Here is a 16,557-nt window from a genome sequence, read left to right on the forward strand (position 1 = left end):
CTTGAATGAAACCTCACTGAAAAGATACAACCATCTTAGGATAAGAGGGCGAATATATGAAAAGACAGAAGCGAGATCGTTTAGAGCGAGCACAGGCGAAAGGCTACCAAGCTGGTGTAAACGGTCGATCCTCTGAGACATGTCCCTATCAAGCCATGGACGCGCGCAGCCAATGGCTAGGAGGTTGGCGCGAAGGCAGAGATACGAAAGTATCGATGTTGAAGTAACTTTTTAACCCACACATAAACCTACACATGAGCCCCGGTTTACGGGGCTTTTGTTTAACCTTTAATGCACTATAACTTGTTTATGTGGTTCAAAATGCTCTACTCCAATAGGGGGCGTTTAGACAGAGCTTATCGCTGGGGAGAAAAAGGAAAGTAAGGCGTATAGAGAACAAAAAACCGCCCGGAGGCGGTTTGGAATTTGGCGTGTCGATGACGACTTAGAAAGAAGAGGTGTCTTGGAACAAACCAACTTTCAGGTCTTTCGCTACGTAGATTTCTTTGCCATCTACCAATACGCGGCCGTCAGCCAGACCCATCACGAGTTTGCGGTTAATAACGCGCTTCATCTGGATTTCATACGTCACTTTCTTCGCGGTAGGCAGAATTTGACCGGTAAATTTCACTTCGCCCACACCCAGTGCACGACCTTTACCTTCACCGCCAGACCAACCGAGGAAGAAACCTACCAGTTGCCACATCGCGTCAAGACCAAGACAACCAGGCATCACTGGGTCGCCAGGGAAGTGGCAGTCGAAGAACCACAGGTCTGGAGTGATATCTAGTTCAGCGATGATAAAGCCTTTGCCATGGTCACCACCTTCGTCCGTGATGTTTGCAATGCGGTCCATCATCAGCATGTTAGGTGCTGGTAGCTGTGGACGACCTGGTCCGAAAAGCTCTCCTTGGCTAGAGGCTAGGAGGTCGTCTCTGTCATAAGAGTGGCGTTTCATTAGCATTAAACTGCTCCTGCAAAAAGTTAGGAGCAGATTAGCGTACACGTGTAAGCTAAACAACTCGGATCAGTTGTGGTTTAACCAGTGTTTAAGCTTATTTATTAAGGATGTGTGACGGGTCTCACCGTGATGAAAAACATCTATTCTTTGGGCGATCTTCCCGAGAAGTGTCTCAGTTTCAACGCCATCTTCTTCATTCTCATCACCACTAAACGGTAGGCCAGTGATCAGTGGGAAAGCTTCCTCTACATGCTCGACGGCCCAGATATGGAATTTACCGGCGCGGATTGCTTCAGTGACGTCTTTACTCAAACACAGTGCATTGAGGTTAGTCTTCGGCAAAATCACGCCCTGATCGCCGCTGAGGCCGCGGTGCTCACAGATGTGATAGAAGCCTTCGATTTTCTCATTGATGCCGCCAACGGCCTGTACGCGACCGAATTGGTCAACAGCACCAGTAATGGCAATGCTCTGATTGATTGGGGTTTGAGACAGGGCACTGACAAATGCACAAAGCTCAGCGAGAGAAGCGCTGTCGCCATCTACTTCACAGTAAGACTGCTCAAACACTATGGATGCGGAATATGGCAAAGGCTCGTCCAAATCCAGCGCAGCGCTAACGAACGCCTGCATGATCATCATCCCTTTGGCGTGAATGTTACCACCGAGCTCTGCTTTACGCTCAACGTCAGCAATGTCGCCGTCACCAAAGTGGACCACACAAGAAATACGAGCGGGCTCACCGTAAGCCATCGGGTGGCCCGGCATTTCAATCACTGTCAGGCCGTTGACCTGACCTATATGTTCGCCGCGGGTATCAATGAATACCTGACCTTTATGAATGTCATCAACTGCGCGCAATGGCAGGTAAGATTCTCTGAAGTATTTAGCCTCGATAGCCGCATCAACATCTGCTGCCACAATGGTCTCGCCAGTACTTTGGTAGTCTGCTTCACGCAACAAGGTTTGCGTCCAGAGCGGGCAGAGCGGCAACCTTTCCTGATCTTCGGTATATCTCGCACCAGCCTGCATCACACGTTGAGCGGCTTCTGGATCGAGAGGCTTGATACCGAAAGCTTGTTGATGACCTTTGAGCACCGACAGGTAGGTACCAACGTTCTCTTCAGTCAGATACATGTCCTGTTCGAATTCGGTGTAGCTTGCCAAACCATGTAATTCAGGTTCGCCAGCTTCAAAGTCAGACATCAATGCGCGATCGCCAACGACGATAACTCTGACAGAAATTTCTGAAGGCGGTGGTAGCTCGCAGTAAACATCTGGTTTTGCGCTTTTCCAGCCCAGCTTGTTCGTTGAAAGTAGAGACTTCAATCGGCTCCAAACGTTGGGTTGAGCGAGAATGCAGCCAAGAGAAATGAGAAGCACGCCGCCATTTGCTTGATGAAGGAGACCATTCACCGTTCGTGACGTTGTCACATCTGAATTGTTCGGATACACTGCGCCAAACAGCTGAACTTCATCGATATTCTCTGCGATGACCACAGGCATATCATCTGACGGTAGCGCCGCTTTCGTCATGTTCTCGAGCAATTTCAGGTAGTCATAAACATCTGGTGCTGTCACCAGAAGAAGACGCGGGAAGTGATGCTCATGAACGAGACGTTCAATGCTGCTTTTTAATCTCGGTTGCAATGCACAAGGAGAGGTCGCTTCGATAGCGGCGTATCGACGAATGTGCGCTTCAACATGAGAAAACTGCGGCACGACGGACTGCCAGGAAACTTCTTGCATACGTTTGGGTATCAACTTTTTCAGTGTATTAATTACCGATGAGTATAAATGAATACGCTCCTTCAAAGTAGCGAAGATAACCAGTTGTCGGTGTTAAAGAAACGAAGTGAATAGAGCCTCGATACAAAAGAGTTCACTTTTGATGCCCAAGTAGAAAAGATCAAAGAGATACGCAGAGTTGATTTGATTAAAAAGTAAACTACTGTTACGCTGTCACTGTATTTCACATTTATTTTGCTCTCAACCAAATAAAACTCGAATTATGAAATATCAACAACTTGAAAACCTCGAAGCCGGATGGAAATGGAGCTATCTGGTCAAAAAGCATAAAGAAGGTGCGAACGTTACACGTTATGTCGACACCAGCGAGGTCGAAGCCGTAGTGAAGTCACTGTTAGCGCTCGAACATGAGCCTACAAAAGTGATCGAATGGATCGGCGAGCACATGTCCTCAGAGCTTGATACCAAGCTTAAGCAGGCAATTCGTGCGAAGCGTAAGCGTCACTTCAATGCTGAACAAGAACACACGCGCAAAAAGTCGATTGATCTGGACTTCCGAGTTTGGGAAAAATTGTCTTTGAAAGCGCAAGAACTCGATGCAACGCTCTCGGACACGATTGAATACCTGATTGGTGAAGCTAACCGTTCCCAGAATGCGAACAAGAAAGTCGATGCGCTTAAGAAAGATTTGAGTAGTTTGCTCGACATGTAAGGAATGCGCATGGAGTACTTTCTCGCTGTTAGCTTTATCGCTTTATTCGCTTACCTTTTGGTTGACCGTCCTATTATTCTTATCAAGTTTAAGGACGGTCAGCTTGTTAGTAAGAAAGGTAAGATTCCGCATGGTTTTCTCCATGACTGTGAAGAAATCAACAAGCGCACACCTTTCTCCGGCACCATTAAGGTTTATCGAAACCGCTTTAATCCTGCCAAGCTGGTTCTATCAAAAGATATTGACCACAAAGTGCAGCAACGAATCCGCAACGTCTTTCCGCACAAGTCTTTTAAGTAATCATCATTTAAGTCGCCATGTCATCTGTTGAACCCATTGCATTTCGTCTTACCAGAGGCGCAGATCTCAAGCAGTCAATTCTCCATGCAGTGAAAGCGCACCACATTCAAGCTGGCTGTGTTGCATCGCTGGTGGGATGTCTGTCTGAACTAAAAATTCGTGTGGCGGATGGAAAATCTACGCTGAGCAAAATCGAGCCATTTGAAATTCTTTCTGTGTCAGGCACGCTGACGCCAGAGCATGTTCATCTGCATATTTCGGTCGCGGATAAACAGGGCGCAGTGATCGGCGGGCACTTGATGGAAGGCTGTATTGTCAGTCACACCGCGGAAGCATGTTTACTGAAGTTTGATGGTTACGGGTTCAGTCGAGAGCATGATCCCGATACTGGCTACACCGAGCTGGTGGTGAGCAAAGATTAAATGCAAAAATGGACGCCTATGAAGCGTCCATTTTGTATTCGCGCAGTTTTACGTCTTTTATTCATTGAATTGAATGACTTATCACTAAAGTGAAAAATTTCCCGAGGGAAGTAAAATAGTTCATGCGTAAGTATTCATGATTCTGAATTTACCATCGGAATTTCATGACGTTACAAGAAGTTTATTGCTCATTTCTTCTTCAAGTCCTTCCAAGAAACCCCAAACTTTGCCAGATACTTTTGAAGCCTCGCTGAATCGTTAGACTGAACTTTTTTCGTGCGACTGATATTGAACAATTCACGTCCTGCAGACGCCATCGAATCATGTCGGTCACACACGCTCAACACATAGTTGAGCTGGTGCGCGTCAAAGGTATCCAAATCTTCCCTGACCCCGTCATCTAGAAGAGACAGGAAGGAGCGTTCATCTTCATCTGATGAGCCACTCCACATACCAGAGAGACGCGCTATTTCATCGTTTACATCTTCAACTGCAATTCTCGAGGAATCCGCCAATGTGCCCAAGCGGGTCACCGCAGAGCTTAAGTCCCGGAAGTTACTGTTCCAGGTGGCCTGATGAGAGAGTGCAAAGGAGAGAAATTTATCGCGCGCTTCTTTGTTAAAGCGGATGCGATCACCATGTTTCTCCGCGAAGGCCATTACTTCATAATCCAGATTAGGCTCAATATCCTCTTTGCGATTTTTTAGCCCAGGAAGTGGATACGTCCACAGGTTAATTCTTGCAAGCAAATCCTCACGAAATGCGCCTTCAACCACCATGGCCTTCAAATCACGGTTTGTGCCGGCGATGAGTTGAAAATCGCTGTGTACGTCTTTGTCGCTGCCAACAGGGTGAAACCGCTTGTATTCGATCGCATGAAGCAACATAGCTTGCTCCTCAAGCCCGAGTTCGCCAATTTCATCCAGAAACAGAAGCCCCTTGTCGGCGGCGCGTAAAAAACCTTCACGCGCCGCAGAAGCGCCCGTGAAAGCGCCCTTAGTATGTCCAAACAGCGCCGCCATCGCGTTCATGCCTTTAAGCGTTGCGCAGTTCACAGTGACAAGTTCCCCTTTGAGCAAGGCGCGGCGCTTTTTGAGCTGATAGATACGCTGAGCGAGTTGGCTTTTCCCGGCGCCTGTTGGGCCGGTCAGCAGGATAGGGGCAGTAGAGCGAATCGCGACCTTTTCGATCTGCGAAATCATCCGGTTGAAGGCTTCATTGCGTGTTTCTATGCCTCCTTTCAGAAAAGTTTCGTCTTCAATTCGCGCATTATCAAAGCGCGTGGCGAGCTGGTCATAGCGGGACAGATCCAGATCGATAATCTGCACTCGGCCAATGGTCTTATCTTCCTTGGACAGATCAGGCGCAGACTGGATCAGCTTCCCCGGAAAGTGACGACTCTCCGTCAGCAGGTAGCTACAAATCTGTGCAACGTGAGTACCCGTGGTGATGTGAAAAAGGTAATCATGATTATCGATGTCGAAATCCATGGCTTCACAAAAGTCATAGAGCTTGGCGTACACCTCTTCAAAATCCCACGGATCGGCGAAGTTCATCTGGCATAAGGCAACACTTGTTTCTGGCGATACGGACTCGATATCTACCGCAACGTTATTGGCAAGGCGCCTGGAGTGGTTGTCATGCAGTAAATAAAGCGTGTGGATAGGCAGGTTCTCTTGTTGAACCAATCCGACATTCGGCCTCCAGCGTGTCCACCTATCAACCCGTTTTCCAATTCTGTCTAGCTGTGTGCCCAAAAGGCTGACAACAATCGTTTTCTTCATCACCACTTTCATATCCAAAAAGATATATCCATATCTATAAGTATCGAAAGTATGAATGTATATGGCAATAGATCTGGCGACTGATATTCGCCTGAAAAGATTTTAATTCAATAAAAACAATAAAATAAAAATTAACTCTTACTCTTTTTTTAAAACTGGCACGTGACTTGGAATAACAAGTTCGTGGTTAGCGGCGTGTGGTTCTGAATGCCACCCCGGTGCATCTCACACTGTGAATGTGTATACCAACCACGCTTCCCCTGGGAGGGAGCAGGAAACTGCCGAGGGTTCGATTCCCTAAAACTACTAGATAGCTAAACGGTAAAGCAGCGGACATGTTCCGTCATCTGCGGGTTCGATTCCCGCTCTAGTCACCTTAACTGATAGTTCAATTGGTAGAACGGCGAAGTTAATTCGTATGTCGTGGGTTCGAGTCCCACTCAGATAACGCATAGAAATGGAAACAAGGAAACGAACGGAGCAACCAATGAGATGAAGACGCAACCGCGCAGAGGGGTAAAGCAGGCAGGAAGCTCCCTTTACCAAGAGTGACAGTTGCCACTGCATCTTCACGCTGTGTCCTTTCGTTTCTCACTTAAACAAGGAAAAAGATTATGTTTCGTAAAACCATCAAAATTGCAGAAAACGAACGCGCACTGGTTTTTCAAAACCAGAAACTGACCCAAGTGCTTATGCCGGGTTTACACAAAGTTTGGGACATGAAAGACGACGTTGAATTCGAAGTTTTCGATATCGACGAGCTGTATTTCTCCCAGAAAAACGGAGAGCGTTTATACCAAGGCTCTGCCTCGTTGAAGGAGCACATCCAACACGAGAAACTTCAGGATACAGAAGTAGGCATGTTGTATCTTGATGGCATGTTGCGTGGTGTGGTGGCACCGGGAGAGCGTCTGTTTATGTGGAAAGACGCCGGTGACATCCGATTGGATCGTATCGACATTGCAGATACACCGCTGGTGGAAGATAAGACGCTGTATTTGATCAACAAAGCCGGTGTGAACCTGGCGACGCGTTTGATCCGCAGTGAATCGACGGTCGCAGTGAAACCTGTGGCGGTGGCGACAGTAAAAAACAGCCATGTTGGTCTGCTGTACATCGACGGTAAGCTGTCGGAAAAATTGTCTCCGGGCACTTATGGCTACTGGCAGTTCAACCGCGAGTTTCAGTTGAAAAGCTATGACACGCGTACCCAGATTCTGGAAGTCTCAGGTCAGGAAATCATGACCAAAGATCGCGTTAGCCTGCGCATCAACTTAACAGCCAACATCCGTATCCTGGATGCTGAAACAGCAGCTAACAGCGTGGATGATGTTGAGCAATACGCCTACAAACTGCTGCAGTTGGCGCTGCGTGAAGCCATTGGCACCAAAGCATTGGATGATTTGCTGTTGGACAAGCTCTACGTGGGTGAAACCGTGAAAGAGCTGGTGGCAGAAAATCTGAAAGCGGTCGGTGTCGAGTTAGGCAACGTGGGTATGAAAGACATCATTTTACCCGGTGAAATCAAAGCGATTCTCAACCAGGTGGTTGAAGCGCAAAAAGCGGCAGAGGCCAACGTGATCAAACGTCGTGAGGAAACGGCAGCGACGCGAAGCCTGCATAACACCGCCAAAGTGATGGAAAACAACCCAACACTGATGCGCTTGAAAGAGCTGGAAGCACTTGAAAAAGTGGCAGACAAAATCAGCAACCTCAACGTCTATGGTGGCCTGGAAGGACTCATGCAAGGCGTGGTGAAAATGACATAGAAAACGCGTCTTTCCGTGAAGCAAATACGGTAAGGCGCGTCATCAAGGAAAGCATAATGTGTACTGAAAACTACATCGAAATTAAAAACGAAAACAAAGCAACGATAAAAGCGTGGACCAAAGGCGTACCGTTTGAAGATAAGGCACGCCAACAGCTGAATAACATCGCATCTATGGATATTGTTCACTCCCATATTGCCGTGATGCCGGATGTCCACCTTGGTATGGGAGCAACGATTGGTAGTGTCATTCCCTCGGTCAAAGCCGTGATACCGGCGGCAGTGGGAGTGGATATCGGCTGCGGGATGCTCGCGACTAAAACTTCGCTGAAAGCCTCACAGCTACCGGATAACCTTAGTGGTATCCGACATGCTTTTGAGTCGGCGATTCCACATGGAAGAACGTCTGGGCGAGGAAAAACCGACCGTGGCGCGTGGCATAACATCCCTGAAGTGGTGGCGAAAGAATGGAAGAAGCTGGAACTGCGCTTCGAGGCAATCTGCCATAAGCATCCGGCCATCAGGAAAAGCAACCACGTTAACCATCTTGGCACTATGGGAACGGGGAACCACTTTCTGGAGTTGTGTCTGGATGAAAACGACGCCGTTTGGATCATGCTTCACTCAGGCAGCCGCGGAGTAGGAAACCGCATTGGTACCTACTTTATTGAACTGGCCAAGAAAGAGATGGAACGCCACCAAATCCACCTTCCCGATCAGGATCTCGCGTATCTGGAAGAGGGTAGCGACTACTTTAACGATTACGTGGAAGCCGTCGAATGGGCGCAGGATTTCGCCGCCAAGAACCGTGAAATCATGATGATCAATGCGATTACAGCGCTGAGAAAACAAATCCCAGTGCCATTTGAAACGGCCGACGTGGCGGTGAATTGTCACCACAACTATATCTCGCGGGAAACGCACTTTGGTAAGTCGTGCTATGTCACTCGTAAAGGCGCGGTGAGAGCTGGCAAGGGCGAACTGGGGATCATCCCGGGTAACATGGGGGCGAAGTCCTTCATCGTTCGAGGGCTAGGTAATCCAGAAAGCTTCGAAAGCTGTAGCCATGGTGCAGGGCGTGTGATGTCGAGAACGCAGGCGAAAAAGGTTTATAGCATCAAAGATCAGGTGGCTGCGACGGAAGGTGTTGAGTGCCGAAAAGATGCAGCAGTGATCGATGAAATCCCGCACGCTTACAAAGATATCGACAAAGTCATGGAAGCGCAGAAAGACCTTGTCGAAGTGGTGCATACCCTGAAGCAAGTGGTTTGTGTGAAAGGGTAAATACGATAGACCACACATTAAATCAATAAGATAAGCAGGAGCATGTCTCCTGCTGTTTTATATCATTTAATGCACTATAACTTATAGATGTTGCGCTGCCATAATCTTGCCACAATTGGTCTGAATTGGCCTCAGTTGCTACCCGGAACCGACAGATTGATTTGGTGTAATGCCAGTCAATAACAACAGGTCAAGGAAGTGGCAATGTACACCCTGAACATCTCCAAAGTCTCATTCAAAGCGCCATTGGCAGATTGGTTGCTGACAGCGCTTTTCATCATGTTCCTCCCTGCGATCGCCTTTGCCAGTGAGGAAGAAGGCGGCTTGTATATACAAACGCAAAACAGCGAAGACAAACTCTGGACGGCAGCGCCTCAGCTTTCTACCAGTGCTGAAATGGTGATAAATGGTCTGGTGAATCGCGTGAAGGTCGAACAGCGTTTTACCAATCCCACGGACGATTGGATTAACGCCCGTTATCTGTTTCCGCTACCTCAGAATGCAGCGGTTGATCATCTGACGATTCAAATCGGTGAGCGCATCATTGAAGGTGAAATCCAAAAGAAACAGCAAGCGAGGGAAACGTTCAATCGCGCCGCTGAGCAGGGCAAAAAGGCCTCATTGGTGGAACAGCACCGAGCGAACTTGTTCTCTACGCAGATTGCCAATGTCGCGCCTGGTGAAACCATAGTGGTGAATATCCAATATCAGGAGACGGTTCACTATGAAGATGGCGAGTTCAGCCTTCGTTTCCCAACCACCTTTACGCATCGCTATATTCCGGGTCTGCCCGATTCGACGGCACTGCAGGCAAGAGGTGACACAGAAGCCCCATTCGCAGAAGAAGGCGACCAACGCGTTGAAGAAGTGGTAACGCCGTTACAGGAAATGCAAAACGGATGGGCGGTGGCAACGCGTCAGGTGCCGGATGCCAATGAAATCACGCCGGAGTATCGTGATCCGTTGCTGGAAGACGAAATCGCTTTTACCTTGGAAGCCGACATCAACATGGGTTTGCCCCTTGATTTTGTCGAAAGCACCACAGCTTCCATTAATGTCCAGAAAGTCTCTGAGAGCCGCTATTCCATCACACTGAGCGAAATGGAAATCGCCAATAAGGACTTTGTACTCAAGTGGCGACCAGCAGCTGCCAGCATGCCGGTAGCAGCCTTATTTGTGCAGGAAAAAGAGGGCGAGAAATACGGCCTTTTGATGGCGATGCCGCCGCAATCTAAACAGAGCAACAGCATCCCACAAAACATCACCTTGGTGTTGGATATCTCCGGCTCTATGTACGGTGAATCCATCGAGCAAGCCAAAGAGGCTGTCATCTATGCGCTTCACAGTCTTGAAGCCGACGACTACTTCAACCTGATAATTTTCAACCATGAAGCGCGCCGCTATTCGTCAGTACCTGTGCAAGCAACCCTCAAAAATATCGGTTTAGTCAGCAGTATTGTTCGTGGCATTGAAGCAGATGGCGGCACCGAAATGGCGACAGCTTTAGAGTTGGCCTATGCGTCTGAACCAATGACTGGTTACCTGAACCAAATTGTCTTTATGACAGACGGTGCCATTGGCAATGAAGATGAGCTGTACGGCTTAATCAGCAAAGGATTGAAAGACCGAAGACTGTTTACCGTAGGGATCGGCTCTGCGCCAAACAGTGCATTTATGCAGCGCGCCGCCGTATCAGGTAAAGGAAGCTTCACCCATATCAGTAACCTCAGCGAAGTTTCTACATCCCTAAAGCCACTGTTTGAAAAGCTTTCAAGCCCAGTAATGAAAGACATCACCGTGAAATGGGATAACGGCGAGCCTGTCGATGCGTGGCCAAACCCAGTGCCGGATCTATACAAAACCCAGCCTTTGGATTTGGCGTTTACCATCCCTGAAAATGCAAACACATTAAAGCTAACAGGCATTCAAAGTGACGCACCCTGGCAGCTGGATATTGATCTTGAAGCCATTCAAGCGGGCGCTGCGACAGGTATCGATGTGCTTTGGGCGCGCAAACAAATCGAAAGTATCACACTCAATCAAAGTTTGAGTGCAGATGAGAAAGAAAACCGAATCACAGAGCTAGGTTTAAATCATCACATTGTCACCAAGCATACGTCGCTGGTCGCTGTTGATAACAACCCAAGTCGACCGCTGGATGAGAAAGCAAAGCCACATCAAATCAATCCACATGCACCCAAAAACAACACCGCCATGCTGCAAAGTGGTTTGGGAAGCACCTTCATGATGTTACTGGGTGGGTTATTGCTGGCAATCAGTGCGGTAGGGATTCGCTTTAGCCGTGCTTCGCGTGACGTTTTCTAGCGAAAGGGAATCTAAATATGGACGTTATTCAACGCTATTTTCCTCAGAAAGCCTGGCAGCTAGTGTTTGTCGCCAGCTTTCTGTGCGGAGGTGTCATCATGGCAAATGGCCTTTACATCAAAGCCAAAGCGCAACTTGCCCAGTTAATGATTTCCCATGCATGGGAGAAGCAAAAAGAAACCGGTGAAAACCAAGCCCCTTGGCCTTGGGCTGATACTTATCCCATCGCCAAGATTGCGCTCAAAAACAACAAACCTCAGTGGGTGCTGTCGGGTGCTAACATGCGAAATCTGGCGTTCGGACCGACATTACAAATGCAAACAGCCTTGCCGGGAAGGAGGGGAAATGTGGTTATCTATGGCCATAACGATACTCACTTCTCGGGGCTGTCTGAGCTAAAACCGGGTGATACCATGAACATTGAGACCCGTGCAGGCACTCAAGTTTACTACCAAGTGGAAGAGGTCAGCATCGCACATGAGTCGGATACACAGTGGATAGAGCAAACTGAGGATGATCGTGTCACGTTAGTAACCTGCTATCCTTTCGATGCAATGACATTCAACGGGCCGTTACGCTATGTTGTCGTAGCGAAACCTCAGCTTACTCCAGATTCACTCAGCGATTTCGCGCCGGAAGTCTTTTATTCTTCCAATACCAAAACGGAACAATGGTTATAGTGGATTGTGATACCTTTAGTGCACTATAACTTTAAATTGATTTCACGAAAGTTCAACCACGCTATTCGTACTATCTCATTCATATCACACTGATATTAAACGGTTTAAAGAAGGAAAGCGGCTTGATAAAAAAAGGGCGCTGATAGCGCCCAAATGGGAGGCTTAGTGATGGATCATTATTATTGTTGAGTGAGCAAAGTGTGGAATTGTTTCAGCCAAGCAGGGTGTGCAGGCCATGCAGGTGCGGTAACGAGATTGCCATCGGTAATGGCTTCGTCCATTGCAATGTTTGTAAATTCTCCGCCTGCTAATCGTACTTCTGGGGCGCAGGCCGGGTAAGCAGAAATCGCGCGATTTGAAACCACGTAAGATGCGGTGAGTAATTGTGCGCCGTGGCATATGGCGGCAATCGGTTTGTTCTTGTTGTTGAACGCAGTAATGAGGTTCAGCACGTCCTCGTTCAATCGAAGGTATTCTGGAGAACGTCCACCCGGAAGAAGCAGACCCTCAAACGAAATTTCTGATACAGAATCGAAGTCCGCGTTCAGCGTGAAATTATGCCCAGGTTTTTCTGTGTACGTTTGGTCGCCTTCGAAATCATGGATAGCCGTTTTGATGGTTTCATCTTTAGACTTTCCAGGGCAAACCACTGAAACAGAGTGTCCCAGAACTTGAAGCGCCTGGAAGGGCACCATGATTTCATAATCCTCTACGAAATCACCGGCGATGATAAGAACTCTAGCCATTGTCATTTCCCTAATGCTTTTACTGACGTTATTGATGTACTTGCCCAATAAGTCGGGCTTTTTATAAATGTTTTTCAGAACATTAGTACAGAGAGGACGGGCTACAAGGTGATTGTGAAGTAATTCGAGCCATGTCCATTTCGCATGAAATACGTATACCTGTCAGTTACAAAGCCCCTTCAGTTTGCAATGATTTTGCGTTGAAAATGTGTGCCTCATCATTGAAACAGAGTGCGTATGGATCGCATTTTTCTGCCCGATAAACCATTAAAACTTCCCTCCGAAAGCCAGAACAAGAATGATGTCGCCAACAAAAACAACAAAGAGGCAATTTGTTTATGAGCCCAAACTTAATCGTTTTCGATGGCGCCTCTGGAGCGGGTAAAACCACGCTGGCAAAAGCTCTCCAGGAGCAGTTTCTTCCAGAAAACTGGCTCTATTTTTCGATCGATACATTGGTCTATTCACTTCCTCCGTCAGTGCTAAAGCGCTGCAATGAGGAAAACGATTGGCGTTCACTTGACCCAAATGCCCTGATGAACGGGGCATTCTCTTGCGTTAATGCGTTGCTGGATGCTGGCAACAAAGTCATTTTTGATGCTGTGATTTCAACGCCCCAGCGTGCACTGAAAATGGATCTGGCTTTCGAACGCCATGAGCGTTTATATGTTGGTCTTGTCTGCGATCTTCCAGAGTTAGAGAGACGCACATTTGATCGAGGAGATAGAACGTTAGATGAAGTGAGGCATGGTTTCTATACATCACCACATCACCTGAAATATGATCTCAAACTTGATAGCACCAAAACGCCTGCGACTGAACTCGCAACAATCATTGCAGCAACTTTGCAGGAGAAAGTCAGAGAGGCATAAACCAAGCATGACTTAACTATCATGCGTGTGAGCCGATCGTGACCAATCCAGAAGATCTAAAGAAACTTGAACAAAAAGTCGCGATGGGGATGCCCAAACACATACTGATTTACGGGGTGTTGTTATGGGGAATTCCTACCGCGATTTTTTATGCTGCTATTACACCGCTTTTTACCGGTAAAGGCTTCATAGAAGCGCTCTCATTCTCGCTTTGGGCATTTCCATTAGGCGGTATCTTCTATGGTCTGTATTCTTGGTTAAAAACCAAGAACCTTCTGGAAAAGGCCAAATCATGAAATTCGTCTTCCTAGCAGATAAGCCAGAAACACTGCCTACCGTTGCTCAGTGGTTTCTCAATGAATGGGGGCACCTGAACCCCGAAGCCACGCTAGAGCGCAATCAAGCCAAGCTCAGTGAGTACCTGAACCGAGATAAACTCCCGCTGATGATCTATGCCGTTGAAGGTGATGAAATCCTCGGTTGTTCTTACCTCTGTTATCACGAAATGAGCATCTACACCGACAAGGAACATTGGGTCGGTGGTGTCTATGTGGAAAAAGCGCATCGTGGCAAGAAGGTCGCATCTCAGATGGTTGGTGAGCTAGAGCGCTTGGCGAGAGGCTTGGGTATTGAAAAACTTCACCTTCAGACCGAGCAGTTAGACGGAGGTTTATATGGCCGTATTGGGTTTAAGGAAATAGAGCAAGTAGAGTACCGCGGAGTAAAGGTCTCAGTCAGGGTGAAAAGTCTATAAAAATAGGCGACTTACTTTGCCATGCTTCAACTTCAATACACTGAAAGTTCGAGGAAAAAACACTAAGTGTAAAATATACTGACACTTTCAGCTCATAAAGTTTACAAATAACACGATAATCATTAACAAGTCCTAGCTTGAGACTAAAGGGTCTGCTTCAGTGAGTGATACATATAAGAAAAATTGATCCACCTAATCAATTACGGGTATCGCAAATGAAAGTCTCTTATCGTGTTGCTCTACTTTCTACAACAGTTGTTATCGGAGTACTCTCGGCGCTTTCTTGGTTTCAATACCAGAGCGTCAAACAAGAAGAGCTGATCAGCTCACAACGAAACACCCTTGAAACCACTGCCGCCATGGGTGAGCAGATAACCAACTGGCTCAATGGAAAACTTGCCCTCATCGATATGATGGCAGAGACCATTAATGCCGACTTCAGTCCTCAAACCATCCAAACCACCTTTGATCTTCCCATTCTTAAAGACGAGTTCATCCTGATATTTGGAGGACTCGACACAGACGGAAAAAGGATTACCAACGACCCAAGCTGGAATCCTGAAAACTGGGATGCCAGAAAACGTCCTTGGTATCCCTTCGCAAAAAAAAACAGTTCTGCGATGCTGACCGACCCATACCCGGATGCCGGGACCAAAGAAATCCTCATCTCCGCTGTTGCCAATCTTTATGACAACGGCGAATCAAAAGGGGCCTTTGGTGGTGACCTTAGCTTGAAAACCGTGTCAGAAGCGCTTAACACCCTCAACTTCAACAATGCAGGTTACGCCTTTTTGTTGAGTGCAGATGGCACCATCATCAGCCACCCAAATGGCGAGTTAAATGGCCTCAAATTGGGTGAACTCTTCAAAGGAACCTTACCCGTGCTGGATGACACTTTTCAGGAAGTTGAAGTCGATGCCGGCACGGCATTTACTGCATTTCAGCCGCTAGAAGGATTGCAAGGCAGTGACTGGTTGATTGGTGTTGTGCTTGATAAATCCATTGTCATGGCGCACAGCGATAATTTTGGGTTCACTGCAGCGGCTACCACAGCGGGCTGTGCCATTCTTATCGGGCTTTTACTCAGTTTGCTGATTTCTCGCCAGCTTAGACCGCTTGATAACCTGCGCCAAAGCCTGGAAGAAATTAACAGTGGCGATGGCGACCTCACCAAACGTCTTACCATAAAAAGTAATGACGAGTTTGGTGGCGTTTCTAACGAGTTCAACGGTTTTATCAAGTACCTGCAAGCACTTGTCACCAATATCAAAACCACCTCGGATGAAGTTTCTAACAACGTCAGCCTGACTGTTTCGACCGCTAAAAATGCGGCACAGGGTGCTGATCATCAGCTCAATGAAATCAACTTGGTTTCTAACGCCATTCAGGAAATGACGGAGATTTCCAACGATGTTGCTGAGCGGGCACGCCATGCTGCCGAAGCCGTTGCTGAAAGTAGCGAAGCGACAAACAAAGGCGGTCACTCTGTAGAACAAACCAAAGCTTCTATTGATGTACTGATGGGCGAAATGGAAACCGCGGTTTCTAAGGTCAACGAACTGGCCAACTACAGTGCCAATATCGAATCCATCCTTACCGTGATCACCGATATCGCCGAACAGACCAACTTGTTGGCGTTGAATGCAGCGATTGAAGCAGCACGAGCGGGAGAAATGGGTCGCGGATTCGCCGTGGTAGCTGACGAAGTCCGAGCCTTGGCTTCACGCACACAAACTTCGACGGAAGAAATCAAGAACATGATTTCACAGCTTCAGGCCGGTGTTGGTGAAGCAGAAAGTGTGATCATTCAAAGCCGCAATACCGCTTCAAGTACACAGGAAGAAGTGCTGGGCGCAAATGAGGCATTGACTCACATCCATAACCATATTTACCGCATCAACGACTTGATCACTGAGATCTCTAACTCTTCGTTCAGACAACGAGATACCGCCGCCGATATCCAGCAAAACACGGATAACATTCGTGGTATCAGTGAAACACTCTCACTGCAGGCAAAAGAACAGGAATCACTTTGTATTGCGATTTCGGATCTGGCTGGTCAGCAGGAAAGTGAGTTGAATAAATTTAAAGTTTGAGTAGACACAACTCGTAAGAAAATGCCCTCGAAAGAGGGCTTTATTTTTGAAATCACCAGCAGAAATACAAAGTAAGCCAACCTAAAGAGCCCCAGATTCAGCCC

Annotated in this window: 16 protein-coding genes and 1 tRNA gene; 13 read left to right on the forward strand and 4 right to left on the reverse strand. The window is 47.5% G+C overall.

Annotation, left to right across the window (positions count from 1 at the left end):
- Window positions 1–56 precede the first annotated feature (56 nt).
- Window positions 57–227, forward strand: a complete 171-nt coding sequence (gene rmf / locus GCE9029_RS25790; RefSeq protein WP_082111327.1) for a ribosome modulation factor — start codon at window positions 57–59, stop codon at window positions 225–227.
- A 218-nt stretch (window positions 228–445) separates the two neighbouring features.
- On the opposite strand, the gene fabA is transcribed toward rmf, so the two are convergent.
- Both fabA and GCE9029_RS05260 read right to left on the reverse strand, forming a co-directional pair.
- On the reverse strand, window positions 446–964 hold the full coding sequence (fabA, locus tag GCE9029_RS05255; protein WP_062661437.1) for a bifunctional 3-hydroxydecanoyl-ACP dehydratase/trans-2-decenoyl-ACP isomerase: 519 nt from the start codon (window positions 962–964) through the stop codon (window positions 446–448).
- Between the two features lie 63 nt (window positions 965–1,027).
- Entirely contained in the window at window positions 1,028–2,710 is a 1,683-nt protein-coding gene (locus GCE9029_RS05260) for an AAA family ATPase (RefSeq protein WP_062661439.1), read from the reverse strand.
- Between the two features lie 262 nt (window positions 2,711–2,972).
- Here GCE9029_RS05260 and matP point away from each other — a divergent pair, with 262 nt between their 5' ends.
- The 3 genes from matP to GCE9029_RS05275 are packed head-to-tail and all read left to right on the forward strand — an operon-like array spanning window position 2,973 to window position 4,144.
- Window positions 2,973–3,422, forward strand: coding sequence for a macrodomain Ter protein MatP (matP, locus tag GCE9029_RS05265; protein ID WP_062661441.1), 450 nt, complete (start codon window positions 2,973–2,975; stop codon window positions 3,420–3,422).
- A gap of 9 nt (window positions 3,423–3,431) precedes the next feature.
- Window positions 3,432–3,722 carry a DUF3634 family protein gene (locus GCE9029_RS05270; protein WP_062661443.1) on the forward strand — a complete coding sequence of 97 codons (291 nt, stop codon included), beginning with the start codon at window positions 3,432–3,434 and terminating at the stop codon, window positions 3,720–3,722.
- 17 nt (window positions 3,723–3,739) lie between these two features.
- Complete coding sequence (locus tag GCE9029_RS05275) at window positions 3,740–4,144, forward strand: PPC domain-containing DNA-binding protein (RefSeq protein WP_062661445.1); 405 nt, start codon at window positions 3,740–3,742, stop codon at window positions 4,142–4,144.
- 188 nt (window positions 4,145–4,332) lie between these two features.
- On the opposite strand, the gene rtcR is transcribed toward GCE9029_RS05275, so the two are convergent.
- Entirely contained in the window at window positions 4,333–5,940 is a 1,608-nt protein-coding gene (rtcR, locus tag GCE9029_RS05280; protein ID WP_269449273.1) for an RNA repair transcriptional activator RtcR, read from the reverse strand.
- Window positions 5,941–6,233: 293 nt separating this feature from the next.
- On the opposite strand from rtcR, the gene GCE9029_RS05285 reads away from it, so the two are divergent.
- The 5 genes from GCE9029_RS05285 to GCE9029_RS05305 all read left to right on the forward strand — a co-directional run bounded on the left by GCE9029_RS05285 (window position 6,234) and on the right by GCE9029_RS05305 (window position 11,985).
- Window positions 6,234–6,302: transfer RNA gene (locus GCE9029_RS05285), tRNA-His, on the forward strand.
- A gap of 240 nt (window positions 6,303–6,542) precedes the next feature.
- Window positions 6,543–7,697: a slipin family protein gene (locus GCE9029_RS05290; protein ID WP_062661447.1), complete on the forward strand. Its 1,155-nt coding sequence runs from the start codon at window positions 6,543–6,545 to the stop codon at window positions 7,695–7,697.
- Between the two features lie 56 nt (window positions 7,698–7,753).
- Window positions 7,754–8,980, forward strand: coding sequence for an RtcB family protein (locus GCE9029_RS05295; protein ID WP_062661449.1), 1,227 nt, complete (start codon window positions 7,754–7,756; stop codon window positions 8,978–8,980).
- A 204-nt stretch (window positions 8,981–9,184) separates the two neighbouring features.
- On the forward strand, window positions 9,185–11,305 hold the full coding sequence (locus GCE9029_RS05300; protein WP_062661451.1) for a marine proteobacterial sortase target protein: 2,121 nt from the start codon (window positions 9,185–9,187) through the stop codon (window positions 11,303–11,305).
- Between the two features lie 17 nt (window positions 11,306–11,322).
- Entirely contained in the window at window positions 11,323–11,985 is a 663-nt protein-coding gene (locus GCE9029_RS05305) for a class GN sortase (protein WP_062661454.1), read from the forward strand.
- Between the two features lie 179 nt (window positions 11,986–12,164).
- Here the strand turns inward: GCE9029_RS05305 and GCE9029_RS05310 are convergent, their stop codons facing one another.
- Window positions 12,165–12,731, reverse strand: coding sequence for a DJ-1/PfpI family protein (locus GCE9029_RS05310; protein WP_062661461.1), 567 nt, complete (start codon window positions 12,729–12,731; stop codon window positions 12,165–12,167).
- A gap of 338 nt (window positions 12,732–13,069) precedes the next feature.
- Here GCE9029_RS05310 and GCE9029_RS05315 point away from each other — a divergent pair, with 338 nt between their 5' ends.
- The 4 genes from GCE9029_RS05315 to GCE9029_RS05330 all read left to right on the forward strand — a co-directional run bounded on the left by GCE9029_RS05315 (window position 13,070) and on the right by GCE9029_RS05330 (window position 16,453).
- A complete protein-coding gene (locus tag GCE9029_RS05315) occupies window positions 13,070–13,603 on the forward strand; it encodes a phosphotransferase-like protein (RefSeq protein ID WP_062661463.1) in 534 nt (177 codons plus the stop codon).
- Between the two features lie 38 nt (window positions 13,604–13,641).
- Entirely contained in the window at window positions 13,642–13,899 is a 258-nt protein-coding gene (locus GCE9029_RS05320) for a hypothetical protein (protein ID WP_062661465.1), read from the forward strand.
- Window positions 13,896–14,357 carry a GNAT family N-acetyltransferase gene (locus GCE9029_RS05325; protein ID WP_062661467.1) on the forward strand — a complete coding sequence of 154 codons (462 nt, stop codon included), beginning with the start codon at window positions 13,896–13,898 and terminating at the stop codon, window positions 14,355–14,357. Before GCE9029_RS05320 ends, GCE9029_RS05325 begins: the two co-directional genes overlap by 4 nt.
- Before the next feature lie 215 nt (window positions 14,358–14,572).
- Window positions 14,573–16,453: a methyl-accepting chemotaxis protein gene (locus GCE9029_RS05330; RefSeq protein ID WP_082804281.1), complete on the forward strand. Its 1,881-nt coding sequence runs from the start codon at window positions 14,573–14,575 to the stop codon at window positions 16,451–16,453.
- The last annotated feature ends 104 nt before the right edge of the window (window positions 16,454–16,557 follow it).

The organism is Grimontia celer (assembly GCF_900055185.1).
GTDB classification, from domain to species: Bacteria; Pseudomonadota; Gammaproteobacteria; order Enterobacterales; family Vibrionaceae; genus Enterovibrio; species Enterovibrio celer.

Bases quoted from the DNA above. Each gene is read 5' to 3' on its own strand.
- GCE9029_RS05270 (WP_062661443.1), top strand. From the start codon at position 3,432: ATGGAGTACTTTCTCGCTGTTAGCTTTATCGCTTTATTCGCTTACCTT.
- fabA (WP_062661437.1), bottom strand. From the start codon at position 964: ATGCTAATGAAACGCCACTCTTATGACAGAGACGACCTCCTAGCCTCT.
- GCE9029_RS05290 (WP_062661447.1), top strand. From the start codon at position 6,543: ATGTTTCGTAAAACCATCAAAATTGCAGAAAACGAACGCGCACTGGTT.
- GCE9029_RS05315 (WP_062661463.1), top strand. From the start codon at position 13,070: ATGAGCCCAAACTTAATCGTTTTCGATGGCGCCTCTGGAGCGGGTAAA.
- rtcR (WP_269449273.1), bottom strand. From the start codon at position 5,940: ATGAAAGTGGTGATGAAGAAAACGATTGTTGTCAGCCTTTTGGGCACA.
- GCE9029_RS05295 (WP_062661449.1), top strand. From the start codon at position 7,754: ATGTGTACTGAAAACTACATCGAAATTAAAAACGAAAACAAAGCAACG.
- matP (WP_062661441.1), top strand. From the start codon at position 2,973: ATGAAATATCAACAACTTGAAAACCTCGAAGCCGGATGGAAATGGAGC.
- GCE9029_RS05300 (WP_062661451.1), top strand. From the start codon at position 9,185: ATGTACACCCTGAACATCTCCAAAGTCTCATTCAAAGCGCCATTGGCA.
- GCE9029_RS05310 (WP_062661461.1), bottom strand. From the start codon at position 12,731: ATGGCTAGAGTTCTTATCATCGCCGGTGATTTCGTAGAGGATTATGAA.
- GCE9029_RS05275 (WP_062661445.1), top strand. From the start codon at position 3,740: ATGTCATCTGTTGAACCCATTGCATTTCGTCTTACCAGAGGCGCAGAT.
- GCE9029_RS05260 (WP_062661439.1), bottom strand. From the start codon at position 2,710: ATGCAAGAAGTTTCCTGGCAGTCCGTCGTGCCGCAGTTTTCTCATGTT.
- GCE9029_RS05305 (WP_062661454.1), top strand. From the start codon at position 11,323: ATGGACGTTATTCAACGCTATTTTCCTCAGAAAGCCTGGCAGCTAGTG.
- GCE9029_RS05325 (WP_062661467.1), top strand. From the start codon at position 13,896: ATGAAATTCGTCTTCCTAGCAGATAAGCCAGAAACACTGCCTACCGTT.
- GCE9029_RS05330 (WP_082804281.1), top strand. From the start codon at position 14,573: ATGAAAGTCTCTTATCGTGTTGCTCTACTTTCTACAACAGTTGTTATC.
- rmf (WP_082111327.1), top strand. From the start codon at position 57: ATGAAAAGACAGAAGCGAGATCGTTTAGAGCGAGCACAGGCGAAAGGC.